The organism is Pseudomonas sp. MPB23 (assembly GCF_046605395.1).
In the GTDB taxonomy this organism is placed as follows: Bacteria; Pseudomonadota; Gammaproteobacteria; order Pseudomonadales; family Pseudomonadaceae; genus Aquipseudomonas.
The window spans coordinates 1,426,276-1,446,648 of record NZ_CP176771.1; the positions used below are offsets into that span (position 1 = coordinate 1,426,276).

The 20,373-nt window shown below is 62.8% G+C and carries 21 protein-coding genes; 9 read left to right on the forward strand and 12 right to left on the reverse strand.

The genetic code is table 11. From position 1 onward, the window contains the following. The first annotated feature begins 106 nt into the window (after positions 1-106). From pqqA to pqqE, 5 genes are all read left to right on the forward strand, one after another. Positions 107-181, forward strand: a complete 75-nt coding sequence (pqqA, locus tag ACLH0J_RS06540; protein ID WP_003194766.1) for a pyrroloquinoline quinone precursor peptide PqqA — start codon at positions 107-109, stop codon at positions 179-181. A 71-nt stretch (positions 182-252) separates the two neighbouring features. Beyond that, complete coding sequence (gene pqqB, locus ACLH0J_RS06545; protein WP_411391305.1) at positions 253-1,164, forward strand: pyrroloquinoline quinone biosynthesis protein PqqB; 912 nt, start codon at positions 253-255, stop codon at positions 1,162-1,164. 56 nt (positions 1,165-1,220) lie between these two features. Beyond that, positions 1,221-1,973, forward strand: a complete 753-nt coding sequence (pqqC, locus tag ACLH0J_RS06550) for a pyrroloquinoline-quinone synthase PqqC (protein ID WP_411391306.1) — start codon at positions 1,221-1,223, stop codon at positions 1,971-1,973. After that, positions 1,970-2,245 carry a pyrroloquinoline quinone biosynthesis peptide chaperone PqqD gene (gene pqqD / locus ACLH0J_RS06555; protein ID WP_411391307.1) on the forward strand — a complete coding sequence of 92 codons (276 nt, stop codon included), beginning with the start codon at positions 1,970-1,972 and terminating at the stop codon, positions 2,243-2,245. The genes pqqC and pqqD overlap by 4 nt, the downstream gene beginning before the upstream one ends. Next, positions 2,187-3,368 (forward strand): pyrroloquinoline quinone biosynthesis protein PqqE, encoded by a 1,182-nt coding sequence (gene pqqE / locus ACLH0J_RS06560; RefSeq protein WP_411391308.1) that lies wholly within the window; start codon positions 2,187-2,189, stop codon positions 3,366-3,368. The genes pqqD and pqqE overlap by 59 nt, the downstream gene beginning before the upstream one ends. Before the next feature lie 5 nt (positions 3,369-3,373). On the opposite strand, the gene ACLH0J_RS06565 is transcribed toward pqqE, so the two are convergent. Together ACLH0J_RS06565 and ACLH0J_RS06570 are read right to left on the reverse strand one after the other, a co-directional pair. Beyond that, positions 3,374-3,532, reverse strand: a complete 159-nt coding sequence (locus tag ACLH0J_RS06565; RefSeq protein WP_010566317.1) for a YqaE/Pmp3 family membrane protein — start codon at positions 3,530-3,532, stop codon at positions 3,374-3,376. A gap of 195 nt (positions 3,533-3,727) precedes the next feature. Beyond that, positions 3,728-4,996, reverse strand: coding sequence for an aspartate aminotransferase family protein (locus ACLH0J_RS06570; RefSeq protein ID WP_411391309.1), 1,269 nt, complete (start codon positions 4,994-4,996; stop codon positions 3,728-3,730). Between the two features lie 209 nt (positions 4,997-5,205). Here ACLH0J_RS06570 and ACLH0J_RS06575 point away from each other — a divergent pair, with 209 nt between their 5' ends. Continuing rightward, complete coding sequence (locus ACLH0J_RS06575) at positions 5,206-6,105, forward strand: LysR family transcriptional regulator (RefSeq protein WP_411391310.1); 900 nt, start codon at positions 5,206-5,208, stop codon at positions 6,103-6,105. A gap of 227 nt (positions 6,106-6,332) precedes the next feature. Here the strand turns inward: ACLH0J_RS06575 and ACLH0J_RS06580 are convergent, their stop codons facing one another. The 4 genes from ACLH0J_RS06580 to ACLH0J_RS06595 form a co-directional block, all read right to left on the reverse strand. Then, a complete protein-coding gene (locus tag ACLH0J_RS06580; RefSeq protein WP_411391311.1) occupies positions 6,333-8,111 on the reverse strand; it encodes an acyl-CoA dehydrogenase C-terminal domain-containing protein in 1,779 nt (592 codons plus the stop codon). A 122-nt stretch (positions 8,112-8,233) separates the two neighbouring features. Continuing rightward, positions 8,234-10,006 carry an acyl-CoA dehydrogenase C-terminal domain-containing protein gene (locus ACLH0J_RS06585; RefSeq protein WP_411391312.1) on the reverse strand — a complete coding sequence of 591 codons (1,773 nt, stop codon included), beginning with the start codon at positions 10,004-10,006 and terminating at the stop codon, positions 8,234-8,236. A 91-nt stretch (positions 10,007-10,097) separates the two neighbouring features. Beyond that, on the reverse strand, positions 10,098-11,387 hold the full coding sequence (locus ACLH0J_RS06590; protein WP_411391313.1) for a diguanylate cyclase: 1,290 nt from the start codon (positions 11,385-11,387) through the stop codon (positions 10,098-10,100). Positions 11,388-11,592: 205 nt separating this feature from the next. After that, positions 11,593-13,398 (reverse strand): phenylacyl-CoA dehydrogenase, encoded by a 1,806-nt coding sequence (locus tag ACLH0J_RS06595; RefSeq protein WP_411391314.1) that lies wholly within the window; start codon positions 13,396-13,398, stop codon positions 11,593-11,595. Between the two features lie 29 nt (positions 13,399-13,427). On the opposite strand from ACLH0J_RS06595, the gene ACLH0J_RS06600 reads away from it, so the two are divergent. After that, positions 13,428-13,607 carry a hypothetical protein gene (locus tag ACLH0J_RS06600; protein ID WP_411391315.1) on the forward strand — a complete coding sequence of 60 codons (180 nt, stop codon included), beginning with the start codon at positions 13,428-13,430 and terminating at the stop codon, positions 13,605-13,607. Positions 13,608-13,673: 66 nt separating this feature from the next. Here ACLH0J_RS06600 and ACLH0J_RS06605 read toward each other — a convergent pair whose 3' ends face one another. The 6 genes from ACLH0J_RS06605 to bioB form a co-directional block, all read right to left on the reverse strand. Continuing rightward, positions 13,674-13,955 (reverse strand): pyrroloquinoline quinone biosynthesis protein PqqE, encoded by a 282-nt coding sequence (locus tag ACLH0J_RS06605; RefSeq protein WP_411391316.1) that lies wholly within the window; start codon positions 13,953-13,955, stop codon positions 13,674-13,676. 104 nt (positions 13,956-14,059) lie between these two features. Further along, positions 14,060-14,740, reverse strand: coding sequence for a dethiobiotin synthase (gene bioD, locus ACLH0J_RS06610; RefSeq protein WP_411391317.1), 681 nt, complete (start codon positions 14,738-14,740; stop codon positions 14,060-14,062). Beyond that, positions 14,737-15,549 carry a malonyl-ACP O-methyltransferase BioC gene (gene bioC / locus ACLH0J_RS06615; RefSeq protein ID WP_411391318.1) on the reverse strand — a complete coding sequence of 271 codons (813 nt, stop codon included), beginning with the start codon at positions 15,547-15,549 and terminating at the stop codon, positions 14,737-14,739. The genes bioD and bioC overlap by 4 nt, the downstream gene beginning before the upstream one ends. Beyond that, positions 15,542-16,273 (reverse strand): alpha/beta fold hydrolase, encoded by a 732-nt coding sequence (locus ACLH0J_RS06620; protein ID WP_411391319.1) that lies wholly within the window; start codon positions 16,271-16,273, stop codon positions 15,542-15,544. The genes bioC and ACLH0J_RS06620 overlap by 8 nt, the downstream gene beginning before the upstream one ends. After that, on the reverse strand, positions 16,266-17,435 hold the full coding sequence (gene bioF / locus ACLH0J_RS06625; protein WP_411391320.1) for an 8-amino-7-oxononanoate synthase: 1,170 nt from the start codon (positions 17,433-17,435) through the stop codon (positions 16,266-16,268). The genes ACLH0J_RS06620 and bioF overlap by 8 nt, the downstream gene beginning before the upstream one ends. Before the next feature lie 144 nt (positions 17,436-17,579). Continuing rightward, on the reverse strand, positions 17,580-18,635 hold the full coding sequence (gene bioB / locus ACLH0J_RS06630) for a biotin synthase BioB (RefSeq protein WP_411391321.1): 1,056 nt from the start codon (positions 18,633-18,635) through the stop codon (positions 17,580-17,582). A 92-nt stretch (positions 18,636-18,727) separates the two neighbouring features. On the opposite strand from bioB, the gene ACLH0J_RS06635 reads away from it, so the two are divergent. Then, a complete protein-coding gene (locus tag ACLH0J_RS06635) occupies positions 18,728-19,465 on the forward strand; it encodes a ComF family protein (protein ID WP_411391322.1) in 738 nt (245 codons plus the stop codon). A gap of 60 nt (positions 19,466-19,525) precedes the next feature. Then, complete coding sequence (locus ACLH0J_RS06640; protein ID WP_411391323.1) at positions 19,526-20,290, forward strand: TOBE domain-containing protein; 765 nt, start codon at positions 19,526-19,528, stop codon at positions 20,288-20,290. Positions 20,291-20,373 lie beyond the last annotated feature (83 nt).

Consider the following 20,373-nt stretch of genomic DNA (forward strand, 5'->3'; position numbering starts at 1 on the left):
AGAATTGAGTAACATTCCCACGCACACATCTGAACATCTCCGACTGGAGGTGGACTATATGTATTACTTGGTAGTAAACGTCCCATCCCTTCGTAGGAGTAAGAATATGACCTGGTCCAAACCTGCTTACACTGATCTGCGCATCGGTTTCGAAGTGACTATGTACTTCGCCAGCCGCTGATTGGCTGGGTAAGACAACGCCTCGGCTCGTCCGGGGCGTTTTTGTTTTCAGCTTTGTTTGATGGAGCGGCCATGTTTGTCCAGATTCTAGGTTCCGCCGCCGGCGGTGGGTTCCCGCAGTGGAACTGCAACTGCGTGAACTGCGCAGGTTTTCGTGACGGCAGCCTGCGGGCGCAGGCGCGTACCCAGTCGTCCATCGCGATTTCCGATGACGGCGTGAATTGGGTGCTGTGCAATGCCTCGCCGGATATCCGCGCGCAACTGCAGGGCTTCGCACCGATGCAGCCCGGCCGCGCCCTGCGCGACACCGGTATCAGCGCCATCATCCTGATGGACAGCCAGATCGACCACACCACCGGTCTGTTGAGCCTGCGCGAAGGCTGTCCGCACCAGGTCTGGTGCACCGACATGGTCCATGAAGACCTGAGCACCGGCTTCCCGCTGTTCACCATGCTCACCCATTGGAATGGCGGCCTGACCTGGAACCGCATCGAGCTGGACGCCAGCTTCAGCATCCCGGCCTGCCCCAACCTGCGTTTCACCCCGCTGCCGCTGCGCAGTGCCGCACCACCGTATTCGCCGCACCGCTTCGACCCGCACCCAGGCGACAACATCGGCCTGATCGTCGAAGACTTGCGCACCGGCGGCAAACTGTTCTACGCCCCAGGCCTGGGCAAAGTCGACGCGCCGTTGATGGACATCATGGCCGGCAGCGACTGCCTGCTGGTGGACGGCACGATGTGGGACGACGATGAAATGCAACGCCGTGGCGTCGGCACCCGCACCGGTCGCGAGATGGGCCACCTGGCGCAGAACGGCCCCGGCGGCATGCTCGAAGTGCTGGAGCAGTTGCCCAAGCAGCGCAAGGTGCTTATCCACATCAACAACACCAACCCGATTCTCGATGAAGACTCTCCCGAACGCGCCGAGCTGACACGGCGCAATGTCGAAGTGTCTTACGACGGCATGAGCATTGAACTGTAGGAGCGAGCTTGCTCGCGAAAAACGCCAAAGCACCCCGCTCCCACAGGAGAAACCCCATGACTGACACAGCGTTGACCCAAACAGAATTCGAACACGCCCTGCGGGCCAAGGGCGCCTTCTACCACATCCATCACCCATACCACGTGGCGATGTATGAAGGCCGCGCCACCCGCGAGCAGATCCAGGGCTGGGTCGCCAACCGCTTCTACTATCAGGTGAATATCCCGCTGAAGGACGCCGCGATCCTGGCCAACTGCCCGGACCGCGAAATCCGCCGCGAGTGGATTCAGCGCCTGCTCGACCACGACGGCGCACCGGGCGAAGACGGCGGCATCGAAGCCTGGCTGCGCCTGGGCCAGGCCGTGGGCCTCGACCCGGACCAACTGCGCTCCCAGGAACTGGTGCTGCCCGGCGTGCGCTTTGCGGTGGACGCCTACGTCAACTTTGCGCGCCGCGCCAGTTGGCAGGAAGCCGCCAGCAGCTCGCTGACCGAGCTGTTCGCGCCGCAGATCCACCAGTCGCGCCTCGACAGCTGGCCCCAGCATTACCCGTGGATCGACCCCACCGGCTACGAATACTTCCGTACCCGCCTGAGCCAGGCTCGGCGCGATGTGGAACACGGCCTGGCGATCACGCTGCAGCACTACACCACCCGTGAAGGCCAGGAGCGCATGCTGGAAATTCTCCAGTTCAAACTGGACATCCTGTGGAGCATGCTGGATGCCATGAGCATGGCCTACGAATTGAAACGCCCGCCCTATCACAGCGTGACCGAACAGCGGGTCTGGCATAAAGGGATCGCCCTATGAGCTTTGATCGCAGCAAGAAACCGACCTGGCGCCAGGGCTATCGCTACCAGTACGAGCCTGCGCAAAAAGGCCATGTACTGCTCTACCCCGAAGGCATGATCAAGCTCAACGAAAGTGCTGCCTTGATCGGTGGGCTGATCGACGGCGAGCGCGACGTCGCCGCGATCATCGCTGAGCTGGATAAACAATTCCCCGGTGTGCCTGAGCTGGGTGATGACGTCGAGCAATTCATGGAGGTCGCCCGTGCCCAGCACTGGATTACCCTTGCCTGAAACACCCGCCATCGGCCTGCCCTTGTGGCTACTCGCCGAGTTGACCTACCGCTGCCCGCTGCAGTGCCCGTATTGCTCCAACCCGCTGGATTTTGCCGAGCAGGGCAAGGAGCTGAGCACCGAGCAGTGGTTCAAGGTGTTCCGCGAAGCCCGCGAGATGGGCGCTGCGCAGTTGGGCTTTTCCGGTGGCGAACCGCTGGTGCGCCAGGACCTCGCCGAGCTGATCGCCGAGGCGCGCAGGCTGGGGTTCTACACCAACCTCATCACCTCCGGCATCGGCCTGACCGAACAGAAGATCAGCGACTTCAAGAAAGCCGGTCTGGACCATATCCAGATCAGCTTCCAGGCCAGCGACGAACAGGTGAACAACCTGCTCGCCGGTTCGAAAAAGGCCTTCGCGCAAAAACTGGAGATGGCCCGCGCGGTGAAGGCCCACGGTTACCCGATGGTGCTGAACTTCGTCACCCATCGGCACAACATCGACAAGATCGACCGCATCATCGAGCTGTGCATTGCGCTGGAAGCGGACTTTGTCGAACTCGCCACCTGCCAGTTCTACGGCTGGGCGCAACTCAATCGGGTGGGGTTGCTGCCGACCCGGGAACAGTTGGTACGCGCCGAACGCATCACCAACGAATACCGCGCCAAGCTCGAAGCCGAAGGGCACCCGTGCAAGCTGATTTTCGTCACCCCGGATTACTACGAAGAACGGCCGAAAGCCTGCATGAATGGCTGGGGCAGCATCTTTCTGACCGTGACCCCGGACGGTACCGCCCTGCCCTGCCATGGCGCCCGACAGATGCCGGTGCAATTTCCCAACGTGCGCGACCATAGCATGCAGCACATCTGGTACGACTCCTTCGGTTTCAACCGCTTTCGCGGCTACGACTGGATGCCCGAGCCGTGCCGTTCATGCGATGAAAAGGAGAAGGACTTCGGCGGCTGTCGCTGCCAGGCCTTCATGCTGACCGGCGATGCGAGCAATGCCGATCCGGTGTGCAGCAAGTCCGAACACCACGGCATGATCCTTCAAGCCCGGGAAGAAGCCGAACACGCCACCCAGACCATCGAGCAACTGGCCTTTCGCAATGAGCGCAACTCACGGCTCATCGCAAAAAGCTGACGGCCTCAGCGCTTGGCGATGATGTACACCGCATGAATGACGCCAGGGAAGTAACCGCACAAGGTCAGCAGAATATTCAGCCAGAACGCGCCGGCGAACCCCACTTGCAGGAACACACCCAGTGGCGGCAACAGAATGGCGATGATGATACGAATGAAGTCCATGGGTTCAGCTCCTGAAAATCGGCTCGTGTGAGCCGTGTAGCTAATCGACCTTGGGCGTTCATGAGGGTTCAGTGGGTTCTGGCACGGCGCCAGCTTTCGCCGCACCAAAAAAAACGCCCCCAGCCAAAAAAAACAGGCTGGGGGCGCCGCGTATACCGCGAGACGGTTCAGGAATAGGGGGTCAGGAACAAGGGTTCAGACGGCGATGCCCCGGCGGCATTGCAACTGGGCGGTGTGCACCCGGGAAAACGCACGCCCCAGGCGCAGGAGCATTTCGTCGATGTTGCTTTTGCTCACGGTCAGGGCCGGTGTGAAGCGCAGGCAGTCAGGTTGCGGCGCGTTGAGAATCAGGCCTTCTTGCAGGGCCGCGTTTACCACGTCCTCCGCACAATCATCCGACAACGTCAGGCCCCACATCAGCCCATCGCCGCGCAATTGGCCGTGGTCGTAGCGATAGGCCAGGCGAGCGAGACCTTCGCTCAGGTGGAGACCGGACTCACGGACATGCTCCAGGAAGCCGTGCTCCAGCACGGTATCGAGTACCGCCATCCCGGCCGAGGCCATCAGCGCATTGCCGTGATGGGTGCCTTCCAACTCACCGACCTCGAAACAACAGGCCTTGCCGCGCGCCAGCAGCGCCGCCAGCGGTACGCCACCGCCCAGGCCTTTGCCGAGGGTAATGATGTCGGCGCGCACACCGTAGCGCTCTTCGGCGAGCAAGGTGCCGCAGCGGCCGATGCCGGTTTGTACTTCGTCGAGAATCAGCAGAATGCCCAGCTCGCGGCACAGCCGTTCGACACCCTGGAGGTAATGCTCGGTCGCGAGGATGACGCCGGCCTGGCTCTGGATCGGTTCGAGCATGATGGCGACGGTTTTCGCATCGACGGCCGCGTGCAGCGCTGCCAGGTCGTTGAGCGGGACATGGCTGAAGCCCGGCAGTTGCGGTTCAAAACGGTTTTCACAGGTACTCGCCGAGGCCGACATCGCCGCGAAGCTGCGCCCATGGCAGCCGTTGCTGGCGCTGATGATCCGATAGGCGCCACCGCGATACAGCTGGCCCCACTTGCGCGCCAGTTTGATCGCCGCTTCACAGGCTTCGGCGCCGCTGTTGAGCAAATACGCCTGGTCGCTGCCGGTGCGGTGGCACAAGCGGTCGACGAGATTGAGTTGGGGGCGGTTGTGCAGGCCGTAACCGGGGTTGATCAAGACCTGGGCCTGATCGGCCAGGGCGTTGACCAATACTTTCGGGCTGTGGCCCAAGCTGTTGGCGGCGCTGCCCTGACTGAAGTCCAGATAGGCGCGATCCTCGCTGTCCCACAACCAGGAACCCTGGCCACGGACGAAGACTTGTGAGGGGCGAACTACGGTAGGCATCAGGCATTCACCGGGAAAATCGTTGCGAGGCGCCTCGATGATCAGGTCATCCAGACTGGCCGCCGGACGGCGTAAGTTGAACAGGTTCACACTTCACCTCCCATGGCAACCACCCCCTGGTCGGTGCCTCCCGCAAAACCTGCCCGGAGGTTTTTTGACTTGCCTATGCAAACACCATCAACATGAACGCTAATCATCGCCCGATCTGGCCCTGTAAGCCTTGTGGATGGGCGCTAGAATAGGCATCCTCGGGGCCGCCGGCCATTTCGATTTTCCAGCTTTTTCGATAAGAAATACTTATGGATTTTAAGCAACTGCGTTATTTCGTCGCGGTGTATGAAGAAGGCCATGTCGGCCGTGCTGCAGAGCGCCTGTCAATCTCCCAACCTGCCTTGTCACAGCAGATCCGCCATCTGGAACAAAACCTCGATGTGAGCCTGTTCGAACGCAGCAGCAAGCGCCTGCTGCCGACCCTCGCCGCCCATACGTTATACAACCACGCCTTGCCGTTGATCGATGGCATGCAGCAGGCTGTGGAGGCGTTGCGTAACTTCAAGGGTCAGGCCTTGCGCACCTTGGCCATCGGCGTGCTGCAAACCGTGCACACCAGCCTGGTGCCGCAAATGCTGGAGCGCGTGCGCAAGGCCCAGCCGCACTTGGTGGTGCAAATCTATGAACTGACCGGACTTGAGATTGAACGGCGCCTGCTCAATGGCTCGCTGGACATCGGCATCAGTTTCCTGCCGCCGCGCCAACCGGGGCTGCACGGCATGGTGCTGTATGAAGATGAGTTGAAGGTGGTCATCCCGGCGGATCACCCTCTGCGCGAATTCAAGAAAGTCTCCGTGAAACAAGCCGCCGAGTTGCCAATGCTGCTGCTGGGCGAAGAGTTCCAGATCAGGCAGATCTGGCAGGGCCAGTTAGCCAACCTCGGGCGGCGCCCGCAGGTGCAGGCGGAGTTGAATACCATGGTGGGGATTCTCGACAGCCTGCCCAATTCAAAACTGGCCACCGTGCTGCCGGGGCGCTCCCAGGATGAACACAACAGCCAATCGCTGCTGTGGAAGCCCTTGAGCGAGCCGCGGGTGCCGCTCAAGGTCGGCCTGGTCTGCCGCGACGTACAACGCCAGCAGGCGACGCTGGCGCTATTGCGCACCTTGCTCGAAGACGTGATGAACGCCCCGCTGGCACCTGGCTGACTTTTTCGCGGGCAAAAGAAAACCCCGCCGAAGCGGGGCTTTGCAGACTGTTTCCCTTGACATCCCTTTCACTCCGCCACCCTGGCAGAATCCTACGTGTCCGTGTTGTTGCTTTGCGCTTCCTGCGCGACGTCCATGGGAAGTAGATTATCCGTGGATCCAATTTGGCGATAGAGGACGAATAGCAGCACGTCATGTAAGAGAATGCTTACACGCCCTCCAAGCCCTTAGAACAACGCTTCATCCAGCAAAAACAGCGATTCGCTACCGGCTTTTACCGACGCACTCAGCGAATGAATACGGGGCAGCAGGCGCGCGAAGTAGAAGCGTGCGGTGCCCAGTTTGCTGGCGTAGAAATCTTCCTGCGCCTCTTTGCCCAACGCTGCCTTGGCCATGCGCGCCCACATGTAGGCGTATGCCATGTAGCCAAAGGCATGCAGATACTCCACCGACGCCGCACCGATTTCATTCGGGTTGGTCTTGGCGCGTTCCAGCACCCAGGCCGTCAGTTCGTCCAGGGTATCCACCGCCGCACTGAGCGGTTGGGTGAATTCGGCCAACTCCGGCGCCGCATCGGCGATGAACTGGCGGATCTCGTCGGCGAACAGCGTGTAGAACGCAGCGCCGTTGCCGACGATCTTGCGCCCCATCAAGTCCAGGGCCTGGATGCCGTTGGTGCCTTCGTAGATCTGGGTGATGCGCACATCGCGCACCAGTTGCTCCTGGCCCCACTCGCGAATGTAGCCGTGACCGCCAAACACTTGCTGGCCCAGCACGGTGGTTTCCAGGCCCAGATCGGTGAGGAACGCCTTGGCCACCGGCGTCAGCAGCGCCACCAGGTTGTCCGCGCGCTCGCGGGCAGCGGCATCGTCGCTGAACTTGGCGATGTCCAACTGCGTCGCCACGTAGGTGGAGAACGCACGGCCGCCTTCGTTCGAGGCTTTCATGGTCAGCAGCATGCGCCGCACGTCCGGGTGGACGATGATCGGGTCGGCCGGTTTGTCCTTGGCCTGGGCGCCGGTCGGCGCGCGGCTTTGCAGACGGTCGCGGGCGTATTCGATGGCGTTCTGATACGAACGCTCACCGGACGCCAGGCCCTGGATACCGACGCCCAGGCGCTCGTAGTTCATCATGGTGAACATCGCCGCCAGGCCACGGTTGGGTTCGCCCACCAGGTAGCCCACGGCTGCGTCGAAGTTCATCACACAGGTCGCGGACGCCTGGATGCCCATCTTGTGCTCGATGGAGCCACAGCTCACCGGGTTACGCGCCCCCAGGCTGCCGTCGGCGTTGACCATGAACTTGGGCACCAGGAACAACGAGATGCCTTTGGGACCGGCCGGGGCGTCCGGCAGCTTGGCCAGCACCAGGTGGATGATATTTTCGGTCAGGTCGTGTTCACCGCCGGTGATAAAGATCTTGGTCCCGCTGACCGTGTAGGAACCGTCCGCCTGCGGCTCGGCCTTGGTGCGGATCATCCCCAGGTCGGTGCCGGCGTGGGCTTCGGTCAGGCACATGGAACCGGCCCACTCGCCGGAGTACATCTTCGGCAGGTAAGTGGCCTTGAGGGCTTCGTTGGCGTGAGTGTTGATCGACACGCAGGCGCCGGAGGTCAGCATCGGGTACAGGCCGAACGCCAGGCTCGACGAGTTGATCATTTCTTCGACTTGCGCCGACACGGCCTTGGGCATGCCCATGCCGCCAAAGCTCGGATCACCGCCTACGCCGACCCAACCGCCTTCGGCGTAGGTGGTGTAGGCCTGTGGAAAGCCGTCCGGCGTGCTGACCACCGTGTCTGCCCAGCGGCAGCCCTGCTCATCGCCCGCACGGCTGAGCGGAGCGATGGATTTGGCGGTGACTTTGCCCGCTTCCTCGAGGATGGCTTCAACGGTTTCGGCATCGACGGTGTCTGCCAATGCCGGCAATTGAGCCCAAGTCTTGGCGACCTCGAAAACTTCGTTGAGGACGAAGCGCATATCACGCAACGGCGCTTTGTAATCAGCCATAGCAAACCTCGTGAGAACGTGAAAAGTGATTCGATAGGATCGGTTTTACAGGCGCCGAGTGTACCCGAACAACTTTTCAGACACATAGGGTCCACTTGTGACTGACTGGTATTTTTAAGTCATCACAGCGCGAAAGCCTCCGCAGGCAGACTCATCAGGCATTCGCTGCCCGCTTGCACGGCAGCGCGGTGGGTGGCGGTACGCGGCAGCAGGCGCTTGAAATAGAAGTCGCAGGTGGCCAGCTTGGCGCGGGCAAACTCGGCGTCGTCGACCTGGGCCTGAGCCGCGATGGCCATGCGCAGCCACAGGTAGGCGAGGATGATGTAACCGCTGTACATCAGGTAGTCCACCGCCGCCGCGCCGACTTCGTCAGGGTTCTTCATCGCCGCCTTACCGACCTCGGCGGTCAGTTCGCCCCATTCCTGGTTCAGTTGATTGAGTTGCGCCACATAGGCCTTGAGCTGCGGGTGCTCGGCATTCGCCGCGCAGAACTTATGCACGATCCGGGTAAAGCCGCGCAGCAACTTGCCTTGGCTGCCCAGCACCTTGCGCCCCAGCAGGTCGAGGGCCTGGATGCCGTTGGTGCCTTCGTAGATCGGCGCAATCCGCGCATCGCGGGCCAGTTGCTCCATGCCCCATTCGCGGATATAGCCATGGCCGCCGAAGATCTGCATGCCGTGGTTGGTGACCTCAAGCCCTGTGTCGGTCATAAAGGCTTTGCAGATGGGCGTGAGGAACGCCAGCAGGTCTTCGGCCTCCTGACGCTGGCCGGCGTCGCTGGCCAGGTGCGCGGTGTCGAGCAGTTGCGCGGTGAAATAAGTCAGCGCGCGGTTGCCTTCGTTGAAGGCTTTCATGGTCAGCAGCATGCGGCGCACATCGGGGTGCACGATGATCGGGTCGGCGGCTTTGTCCGGGGCCTTGGCGCCGGTCAGCGCGCGCATTTGCAGGCGGTCGTTGGCGTATTTGATCGCGCCCTGGAAGCTCGCTTCGCCATTGCACAGGCCCTGCATGCCGGTGCCCAGGCGCGCGTGGTTCATCATGGTGAACATGCAGTTGAGGCCTTTGTTCGGTTCGCCGATCAAAAAGCCCTTGGCGCCGTCGAAGTTGAGCACGCAGGTGGCCGAAGCCTTGATGCCCATCTTGTGTTCGATGGCGCCGCAGTGCACCGCGTTGCGCTCGCCCGAATCCACATGGAACTTGGGCACGATAAACAGCGAGATGCCTTTGGTGCCCGCCGGCGCATCCGGCAGCTTGGCCAGCACCAGGTGGATGATGTTGGCACTCATGTCGTGTTCGCCGGCGGAGATGAAGATCTTGCTGCCGCTGAGCGCGTAGCTGCCATCCGCCTGGGGCACGGCGCGGGTCTTGATCAGGCCCAGGTCGGTGCCGCAGTGGGCTTCGGTCAGGCACATGGTGCCGGTCCATTCGCCGGCGGTGAGTTTGCCGAGGAAGGTGGCTTTCTGTTCATCGGTGCCGTGGGCGTGGATCGCCGACATCGCGCCGTGGGTCAGGCCGGGGTACATGCCCCAGGACGTATTGCTGGAGCCGATCATTTCGCTGAGCACCAGGCCCAGCGATTGCGGCAGGCCCTGGCCGCCGTAGGCCGGGTCCGCCGCCACGCCGTGCCAGCCGCCTTCCACGTACTGGGCGAAGGCTTCCTTGAAGCCCTTGGGCGTGGTCACGACGCCCTGGTCGAAATGGCAGCCTTCCTCGTCACCGCTGCGGTTGAGCGGCGCGAGCACGTTCTCGCAGAATTTGGCGCCTTCTTCGAGGATCGCACTGACCATGTCCGGGCTGGCGTCGGTTGCGCCCAGGGCGGCGTAATGGCCGTGGAAATCGAACACGTTGTCGATCAGAAAGCGCATGTCGCGCAGGGGAGCTTTGTACTCAGGCATGGCAGTGTTCTCCGGCAGCAGATGGCTCCAACCTACTGCCGGCCGCCGCCGCGAACAATCACTGTAGGGCCGCTGAATACATCGCCATCACTCAACCGGCGGCGCGCGCCATACGCACCGCGCCACGCCGGGTTTGCCCGGCCGCGACCACACAGTTACGCCCCGCGCCCTTGGCGGCGTACAAGGCTTGGTCGGCAGTCTTGAGCACTTCTTCGGGGGTGCGATGCTCGGGCAGGCGCTCGGCCACGCCGATGCTGATGGTCACCGAGACACTCGACGCACCACTGCCCGCGCGGCGCTGGCGGCCTTGTTGGTCGTCCTGCGGGCGGTCCGGGTTGCGCAGCTTGATGTCGTAGTCCGCGATGATCTCGCGGATGTCCTCCAAGTGCGGCATGCATTCCTCCAGGGTCTTGCCGGCGAACACCACGGCGAACTCTTCACCGCCATACCGATAGGCACGCCCGCCGCCGTTGACCTTGGACAGTTTGCTGGCGACCAGGCGCAGCACCTGGTCGCCCACGTCGTGACCGTGGGTATCGTTGAAACGCTTGAAGTGGTCGACGTCGCTCATGGCCAGCACATAGTTGCGCCCCAGCCGCTGCATGCGCTCATTGAGGGCGCGACGTCCCGGCAGGCCGGTCAGCTCGTCGCGGAACGCCATCTGATACGCCTCGTGAGCCACGCCGGCGGCGATCATCAACATCACCTGGCTGCACATGATGTTCAGGGTGAACGGCAGGATGAAGGTTTGCGGCAGCATCCAGAACATTCCCAGCAACCCCACCAGTTGCGCCGCATGCAGCGGGCGCGGCTGGTACCAGTACTGGGCCGCGAGGCTGAGAAAACCGATCAGGAACATCGGGTACGACAGCTGGATCAGGCTCATCCAACTGCCATGCAGCGCCGGCCAGCGGATCTCCGCCAGCCAGTTCAACACGGCCTGGGGATAACTTTGCTCGAGCGCCAGGGCCACGCTGCCCACCGCCAGCAACACCGCGCCCCGGGCGACGAAGTCACGGAACAGGTGGGTCTTCTCCTGCCACAGCGCATAAATACTGAACAGCACCGGCAACAACAGGCAGCACAAATGAAACACCACGGCGGCGTCTTCGCGCACGCGGCCGTTGTCGCGATAAAAGTCGGTCTGGGTATCGAGCAGGAAATACGCGACGTACACCGTGATCATCAGAAACAGTTCGCGCTGACGGCGATACACCGCGCAGTACGAACCGCCGAGCAACAGCACCAGGGTTGGCAACACATTGAACAGCGACGTGAAGAAGACGTTGAGATCCTTGACGTACGCAGCCGAGAGCCCGGCCAGCAACAGCAGTAACGAAGGGAGAAAATGACTGAAACGTAAAGCGGACACGCGCGACAAGGGTAAAACTCCGACCCGCAAAAGTGATGGCACTGTGCCTTCATGCGGACAGTTAAGCACAACCTGCCCGACATGTATCACATTGCCATCACTTTAACGGCAGCCGCCGGCAATCCCTGAGCGCGGTGCTGTGGTTTTTTATCGCCCATTAAAAAGCCGCCGCTCCCCAAGGGGCGCGGCGGCTTTCAAGAACACCCGGTAAGGTTTAGTAAGCCAGGCCGAAGTCTTCTTCTTTCATGTCCATCAGGTTGTTGGCGCCCGACAGCATGGTGGCCACGTGGGTACGGGTACGTGGCAGGATGCGCTGGAAGTAGAAGCGCGCGGTTTGCAGCTTGGCGGTGTAGAACGCGGTTTCAGTAGTGCCCGCCGCGAGTTTCTCGGCGGCCAGACGCGCCATGTCGGCCCAGAAGTAAGCCAGGCAGGCGTAACCGGAATACATCAGGTAATCCACCGAGGCGGCACCGACTTCTTCACGGTCTTTCATCGCCGCCATGCCGACCTTCATGGTCACTTCGCCCCACTCTTTGTTCAGCGCCGCCAGCGGTGCTACGAACTCCTTGATGGCCTCGACGCCTTCGTTGGCCTGGCAGAACTTGTGCACGATCTTGGTGAAGCCCTTGAGCGCTTCGCCCTGGGTCATCAGCACTTTACGCCCGAGCAGGTCCAGCGCCTGGATACCGGTGGTGCCTTCGTACAGCATCGAGATGCGGCTGTCGCGCACGTTCTGCTCCATGCCCCACTCGGCGATGAAGCCGTGACCGCCGTAGATCTGCACGCCGTGATTGGCGGACTCGAAACCGACTTCGGTCATGAACGCTTTGGCGATCGGCGTCATGAACGCCAGCAGGCCATCGGCTTGTTTCTTGGCTTCGTCGTCGGTGCCGTACTTGACGATGTCCACTTGCTTGGCGGTGAAGTACACCATCGCACGGTTGCCTTCGGCGAAGGCTTTCATGGTCAGCAGCATGCGGCGCACGTCAGGGTGCACGATGATCGGGTCAGCGGCTTTGTCCGGGGCTTTCGGGCCGGTCAGGGAACGCATCTGCAGGCGATCGCGAGCGTATTTCAGGCCGCCCTGGAAGCCGATTTCGGCGTGGGCCAGGCCTTGCAGCGCGGTGCCCAGGCGAGCGGTGTTCATAAAGGTGAACATGCAGTTCAGGCCTTTGTTCGCCGGGCCGATCAGGAAACCGGTGGCCGCGTCGAAGTTCATCACACAGGTGGCGTTGCCGTGGATGCCCATCTTGTGTTCCAGGGAACCACAGCTAACCGCGTTGCGCGCACCGATCGAGCCGTCGGCGTTAGGCAGGAATTTCGGCACGATAAACAGCGAGATGCCTTTGGTGCCGGCTGGTGCGTCCGGCAGGCGGGCCAGGACGATGTGGACGATGTTGTCGGCCATGTCGTGCTCACCGGCCGAAATGAAGATCTTGGTGCCGGAGACTTTGTAGGAACCATCGGCCTGAGGCTCGGCCTTGGTACGCAGCATGCCCAGGTCGGTGCCGCAGTGCGGCTCGGTCAGGCACATGGTGCCGGTCCATTCGCCCGACACCAGTTTGGTCAGGTAGGCGTTTTGCTGCTCGGGGGTACCGTGTTCGGAAATGGTGTTCATCGCACCATGGGACAGGCCTGGGTACATGCCCCACGACCAGTTGGCTTCGCCGACCATTTCGCTGACGGCCAGGCCCAGGGATTCCGGCAGGCCTTGGCCACCGTGCTCGACGTCGTGGGCCAGGCTTGGCCAGCCGCCTTCGACGAATTGCTGGTAGGCCTCTTTGAAACCTGTCGGGGTTTTCACACCGGACTCGCTCCAGGTGCAACCTTCAAGGTCACCCACGCGGTTCAGCGGCGCCAGTACCTGCTCACAAAACTTGGCGCCTTCTTCGAGAATGGCATCAACCATGTCCGGGGTTGCGTCTGCGCAAGCCGGAAGGCTCTGATAGTGCGCTTCGTAGCCGAGCAGTTCGTCACGAACGAAGCGAATATCACGCAAGGGGGCCTTGTAGTCAGGCATAGCGATAAACCTCTGCTGATGGAGCTGGGATGAACAACCGCATGGGATTTGTTGTAGCGGTCAAACAGGTGTTTGAAACATACGTTTACGACCTGGGGATGTCAAGCGTCGTGCCGATGCCGTTTGTCATGACAGGGCACAACGCCGCGCACGGCAAAGCCTGCGACGGGACGCCACAAGAAAGATCAAGAGAAAGGGGGAAGGGTTGACCAGCGAGCGCGGTATGTCTGGCATACCGCGTTGCGGGAATCGCCGGCGGGCCGGCGCGTGCAAGGTCAGGCGAAGGTGTCGATCAAGGTGCCGAGCATTTCATCGGAAGCCTTGGCGACTTTGACGCCCAACTCCACTTGAACCTTGCCTTGGGCCATTTCGACCATATTGCTCGCCGAGTTGGTCGGCTGGGCGCGGTCATTGGCCTGTAGACGGTCGCTCTGGGCGTCCGACGGCTGGGTCGTGGCGGCGCTGGCAATCCTGCCGGCGGCCTGGTCGACACGGCTCTGTCCGGTCTGAATGGTGCTCAGACCCGAATAAAACGCGCTGCTGCCAGAAATTTCCATGGCGTGGACCTGCTTAGAGAATCGTGAAGTTGAATTGAAGCAGACATCCTGGCAAAAGGCCCGTCAAAAACACTAATGGCATAATGCCTTGTCGATAGCCAAAATCAGTCAAGCAGGTCCAAGTGCAAATATTCCGCCACGGCATCGGCGCTGGCGTGCTTGAGTTTCGGCACCCGGCCCAGGCACGGTGCAGGCAAGCGTTCGGCCAGGGTGGCGAGGTTTTCTTCCAGGCGCGAGGTCTTCGGGTCGATGATGTTGGCCACCCAACCGGCCAGCGGCAGGCCGTCGCGGGCGATGGCTTCGGCGGTGAGCAAGGCATGGCTGATGCAGCCCAGACGCACGCCCACCACCAGGATCACCGGCAGCTTGAGCGCCATGGCCAGGTCCGACAGGTTGTCCTGATCGGCCAACGGCACACGCCAGCCGCCTGCGCCTTCGATCAGGGTGAAATCCGCTTGCCGCGCCAGGATCTGCTGCATGGGTTTCAACAGCGCTTGCACGGTCAGCGCAACACCCGCCTCCCGCGCCGCCAAATGGGGCGCGATGGCCGGCTCGAAGGCCACCGGGTTGACTTCGTCGTAGCGCAGCGACAATGAAGATTCGGCCAGCAGTGCCAGGGCGTCGGCATTGCGCAAGCCTTTGGGGGTGACCTGACAGCCCGAGGCCACCGGTTTTCCGGCGGCGGTGCTTTTGCCGGCCTGGCGTGCGGCATGCAGCAGGCCGGCAGCGATGGTGGTCTTGCCGACATCGGTGTCGGTGCCGGTGATGAAATAAGCGGCGCTCATAGAGGTTTCTCCAGTACGGCATACACCACTTGGTAAGTCGCCGGCAGGCCCTGAGCCTGACGGAACCGCTCGTAAGCGTCGACCAGTGCAACAATCCGCGCGCGGCCCGTCAAGCCTCCGGGGCGACCCGGGTTGAGATTGTGTGCGCCCAGCGCCTTCAACTCATGGGTCAGGCTGCGCACATCCGGGTAATGCAACACATGGGGACGCCGCTCCAGGCTCACCACCTGCAAGCCACTGGCCGCGCACAACTGCTGATAGGCCTCGAAGGTGCGAAAGCGATTGACGTGCACCAGGCCATCCGCCGCGCGCCAGCTTTCGCGCAACTCATCCAGGGTGCCCACGCACAGGCTCGCGAACGCCAGCACGCCACCCGGCCGCAGCACACGATAAGCCTCGCTGAGCACGGCCTCGAAATTCGCACACCATTGCACCGCCAGGCTGGAGAAGATCAGCTCGCAGCTCGCGTCCTGCAACGGCAGGCGTTCGGCATCCCCGGCGATGAAATGCGTGGCGCCGCCCAAGGGCCGTGCGTGGTGGAGCATGCCTTCGGCGATATCCAGTGCCACGCCGTGGCTGGTCGGCAATCGGTCGCCCAGTACACGACTGAAGTAGCCGGTGCCACAGCCCATATCCAGCCAGCGTCGCGGTGCAACAGCCAACGGCAGACGCGCCAGCAGGGCGTGCCCCACGTCCCGTTGCAACTGCGCCACGCTGTCGTAACTGGCGGCCGCGCGGGAAAAGGACGCCGCCACCTGACGCTTGTCCGGCAGCGGGCCCGGCAAAGCGGGACGGGATAAATCAGTCATCGACGCACTCGTGCAAAAAAGCCTGGATGGCCGCCGCGACACCGTGGGGGTCCTCCAGAAGAAAAGCGTGACCGGCCTGTTCGATCAGGCCGATTTCCACATCGGGGAGCAAGGCCAGCAGATCTGCGGCGGCTTCGGCAGGCACCAGCCCATCCAGGCCGGCGAACAGGTGCAGTTGCGGGCCGCGAAACGCCTGCAACGCGGCGCGGGTATCGAGTTGGGCCAGCAGCTCAAGGCCGGGCATCAACACGCTGGCGGGCGAATGCGGCGCACCGCTGACCAGCAAGCGCGACAGCCCGCGCGGGTCCTCGGCGCCCTTGGCACACAACAGGCCGAAGCGCTTGAGGGTGACTTGGGAGTCGGCATGGCAGCCGGCGAGAAACGCATCGAAGGTTTCGGCAGGCATCGCGTTCGGCCAGCCCGCATGGGCGACGAAACACGGGTTGCTCGCCAGGGTGAACAGGCCGCAGCACCGCTCGCCGCGCCGCGCCGCCAGTTCGGAGGCGAGCATGCCGCCCAGCGACCAGCCGCCCAGCCACGCATTGTCCGGCAGCGTGGCGTCGAGTTCGTCGAGCCACTCCTCCAGGTCGCTGGACGCCAGCAGCGGCAACGGTTCGATCTGCACCCGCAAGTGTTCGTCCAGGCCCTGCAATGCCGCGGCCAACGGTTCCAGCGGCGACACACCAAGGCCCCAGCCGGGCAGCAATATCAGTCGGTCACGCATGGTCGGGCTCCAGACGGAAACACGCCTCCAATGCGTTCAACAATAGCTGCACCTGCGCCTCGCTGTGGGCCGCGGTCAATGTCACGCGCAAACGCGCACTGCCAGCCGGCACGGTGGGCGGACGGATTGCCGTGACCATCACACCGCGCTCGCGCAGGCGCTGCGACAGGCGTATCGCCTTGGCGCTGTCGCCGATCATGATCGGCTGGATCGGCGTAAAGCTGTCCATCAAGTCCAGGCCGAGCTGCTCGGCGCCGCGGCGGAACTGGCGGATCAGCGTGTTGAGGTGTTCGCGCCGCCAATGCTCGCTGCGCAGCAGTTCCAGGCTTTTCAAGGTGGCGCAGGCCAGCGCCGGGGGCTGGCTGGTGGTGTAGATGTACGGCCGGGCGAACTGGATCAGGCTTTCGATCAACTCGTCACTGCCCGCCACAAACGCCCCGGCGGTGCCGAAGGCTTTGCCCAGGGTACCGACCAGCACCGGCACGTCGTCCTGGCTCAAGCCGAAATGCTCGACGATCCCCGCGCCGTTGGCACCCAGCGGGCCGAAGCCATGGGCGTCATCCACCATCAACCAGGCGCCCTTGGCACGTGCTTCGCGGGCCAGCGCCGGCAAGTCGGCGAGGTCGCCGTCCATGCTGAACACGCCGTCGGTGACCACCAGGGTATTGCCGGTGGCTTTTTCCAGGCGCTTGGCCAGGCTGGCGGCGTCGTTGTGCAGATAGCGATTGAAGCGCGCCCCGGACAACAGGCCGGCATCCAGCAGGGACGCGTGGTTGAGACGGTCCTCCAGCACGGTATCGCCCTGCCCCACCAACGCCGTGACCGCGCCGAGGTTGGCCATGTAACCGGTGGTAAACAGCAAGGCGCGCGGGCGACCGGTGAGATCGGCCAGGGCTTCTTCCAGTTCATGGTGCGGCGTGGCATGGCCGACCACCAGGTGCGACGCGCCCCCACCCACCCCCCAACGGGACGCCCCGGCGCGCCAGGCTTCGATCACCTGCGGGTGATTGGCCAGGCCCAGGTAGTCGTTATTGCAGAACGCCAGCAACGGCTGGCCGTCCACCACCACTTGCGGGCCTTGGGGGCTGTCCAGCAAGGGGCGTTGGCGGTAAAGGTGTTCGGCACGGCGGGCAGCGAGGCGCGCGGAAAGATCGAAAGACATGCAGGCCTCGGATTGGCAGGTTCAACTCGGTCAGAAAATGTGGGAGGGGGCTTGCTCCCGATGCCGGCGTATCAGTAGGCAATGAACGAACTGACCCACCGCTATCGGGAGCAAGCCCCCTCCCACATTTGAATCGCACTTCAATCAAACGGCAGCGTTATAGAACTGCTCGCTGCTCTTCTGCTCCACCAACGCCTGCTCGATCGCCGCCTGGTGCACTTCGTCGGCGTGTGCTTCGCGGGCTTCCGGCAGGATGCCCAGGCGCGCGAACAGTTGCATGTCCTTGTCGGCCTGCGGGTTGGCGGTGGTCAGCAGTTTGTCGCCGTAGAAGATCGAGTTGGCGCCGGCAAAGAACGCCAGGGCCTGCATCTGCTCGTTCATCGCCTCACGCCCGGCCGACAGGCGCACATGGGATTGCGGCATCAGGATGCGCGCCACCGCCAGCATGCGAATGAAATCGAACGGGTCGATCTCCTCGGCGTTTTCCAGCGGCGTCCCGGCCACCTTCACCAGCATATTGATCGGCACCGATTCCGGATGCTCCGGCAGGTTGGCCAGTTGGATCAGCAGGTTGGCGCGGTCGTCCAGGGACTCGCCCATGCCGAGGATGCCGCCGGAACAGATCTTCATCCCCGAATCGCGCACATAGGCCAGGGTTTGCAGGCGCTCGGCATACGTGCGGGTGGTGATGATCGAGCCGTAGAACTCCGGCGAAGTGTCGAGGTTGTGGTTGTAGTAATCCAGGCCGGCCTGGGCCAGCGCTTCGGTCTGGTCCTGGTCGAGACGGCCGAGGGTCATGCAGGTCTCCAGGCCCATGGCCTTCACGCCTTTGACCATCTGCAGCACGTAAGGCATGTCTTTGGCCGACGGATGCTTCCACGCGGCGCCCATGCAGAAGCGGGTCGAGCCGATGGCCTTGGCGCGGGCAGCCTCTTCGAGGACCTTCTGCACTTCCATCAGCTTTTCTTTTTCCAGGCCAGTGTTGTAGTGGCCCGACTGCGGACAATATTTGCAATCTTCCGGGCAGGCGCCGGTCTTGATCGACAGCAGGGTCGACACTTGCACACGGTTGGCGTCGAAATGCGCGCGGTGCACGGTCTGCGCCTGGAACAGCAGGTCGTTGAACGGTTGCACGAACAACGCTTTGACTTCGGCTAAGGACCAATCGTGACGCAGGGTGGCGGTGGTGCTGGCGCTCATGGGCGATTCCTTGATTATGCTTGGGCAAACGCTGCGGGAAGGGCAATACCCACAGGCACGACACGGATGCTCGGCATATTTAAGGAAGAATCATGCACTGTCAACCAAGACACAAACACAAGGTTTACATCTGCTCAAAAAACATACAGACATGTTTAATCTGTGATGAGCCGGCTGAAACGGCCGATTGTGTGTGCAACGTCTGTGAAACCGAGCTGCCCTGGCTGATGGAACACTGCGAAGTGTGCGCCCTGCCCTTGCCGATGGACGGCCTGATCTGCGGTGAATGTCAGAAACATCCGCCGGCTTTTAAACAGGTGATCGCGCCCTGGACCTACAGCTTCCCGGTCGACACCCTCATCAGCCGCTTCAAGCACCAGGCGCGCTGGCCACTCGGGCATTTACTCGGCCGTTTGCTGGGGCACGCCCTGCACCATCGCTTCGATAACACCGAACTGAGCCGCCCCGACTGCCTGCTGCCGGTGCCCATGGCCCGCAAGCGCCTGCGCGAACGCGGCTACAACCAGGCCCTGATGCTGGCGCGCTGGCTGAGTGACGACCTCGGTATCGACCTCGATGAACACCTGTTGTTACGCCCCCATGAAACCGTCGCGCAACAAGCCCTCGACGCCCGCACCCGCAAACGCAACCTGCTCGGCGCCTTCGCCCTGGCACCCGACGCTCAGGTGCAAGGCCGGCACTTCGCCGTGGTGGACGACGTGCTCACCACCGGCGCCACCGCCCACAGCCTGGCGCGCCTGCTGATGGCTGCCGGTGCGCGGCAGGTCGATGTGTACTGCCTGGCGCGCACGCCCAAACCGGGGGCCTGACTTGACGCCGGCATCACCTCTCCCGCAACGTTCGGCCCATCTCCTCCAAGCGTAATCCCCATGTCTGTTCCGAGCCCCCTCAGCCAACACATCATCCGCCGCCCCCAGCGCATCGCCTTGCTGGGACATATCGCCGAGCAAGGTTCGATCACCCGCGCCGCCAAGAGCGCCGGTCTGAGCTACAAGGCGGCCTGGGACGCCATCGACGAGCTCAACAACCTGGCGCAAAAGCCGCTGGTGGAGCGCAGCGTCGGCGGCAAGGGCGGCGGCGGCGCCAGGCTGACGGCCGAAGGTGAACGGATATGGCGCCTCTACCAGCGCCTGCAAGTGCTGCAAGCCGAGGTGCTGGGCTCGGACGAAGCCGCCAGCGACTTCAACCTGCTCGGCCGTTTGATGCTGCGCACCAGCGCGCGTAACCAACTGCATGGGCAAGTGGTCAGCATCGAGCCCCATGGCCGCAACGATCGGGTGCGCCTGCAATTGGCCGGCGGGTTGACCCTGGACGCGCAAATCACCCACGACAGCACGCAGCGGCTGGAGCTGGAGACCGGCGTAGAGGTGGTCGCGTTGATCAAGGCCGGCTGGCTGGAATTACACGCCCCTGGCGCGCCTGCAACACCTGGACACAATTGCATGAGCGGGGTCATCGAGACGATTCTGGGCGCCGACGACGGCCCCAGCGAAGTGCGCATCGCCCTGCCCAACGGCCCGGTGTTATGCGCCCTGGCCCCGCCCGACGCGCTGACGGCACTGGGCGCCGCCGAAGGCCGGGCGATCCAGGTGCAATTCGCGCCCAGCAACGTCCTGCTCGGTACACCGGCCTAGGCGATATCCGCGTGGCGCCCGTCTTCAAACTGCAACCATTTCGTCACGCCCGCTCCTTATGGTGTCTGCAAAAACCGCAGGGA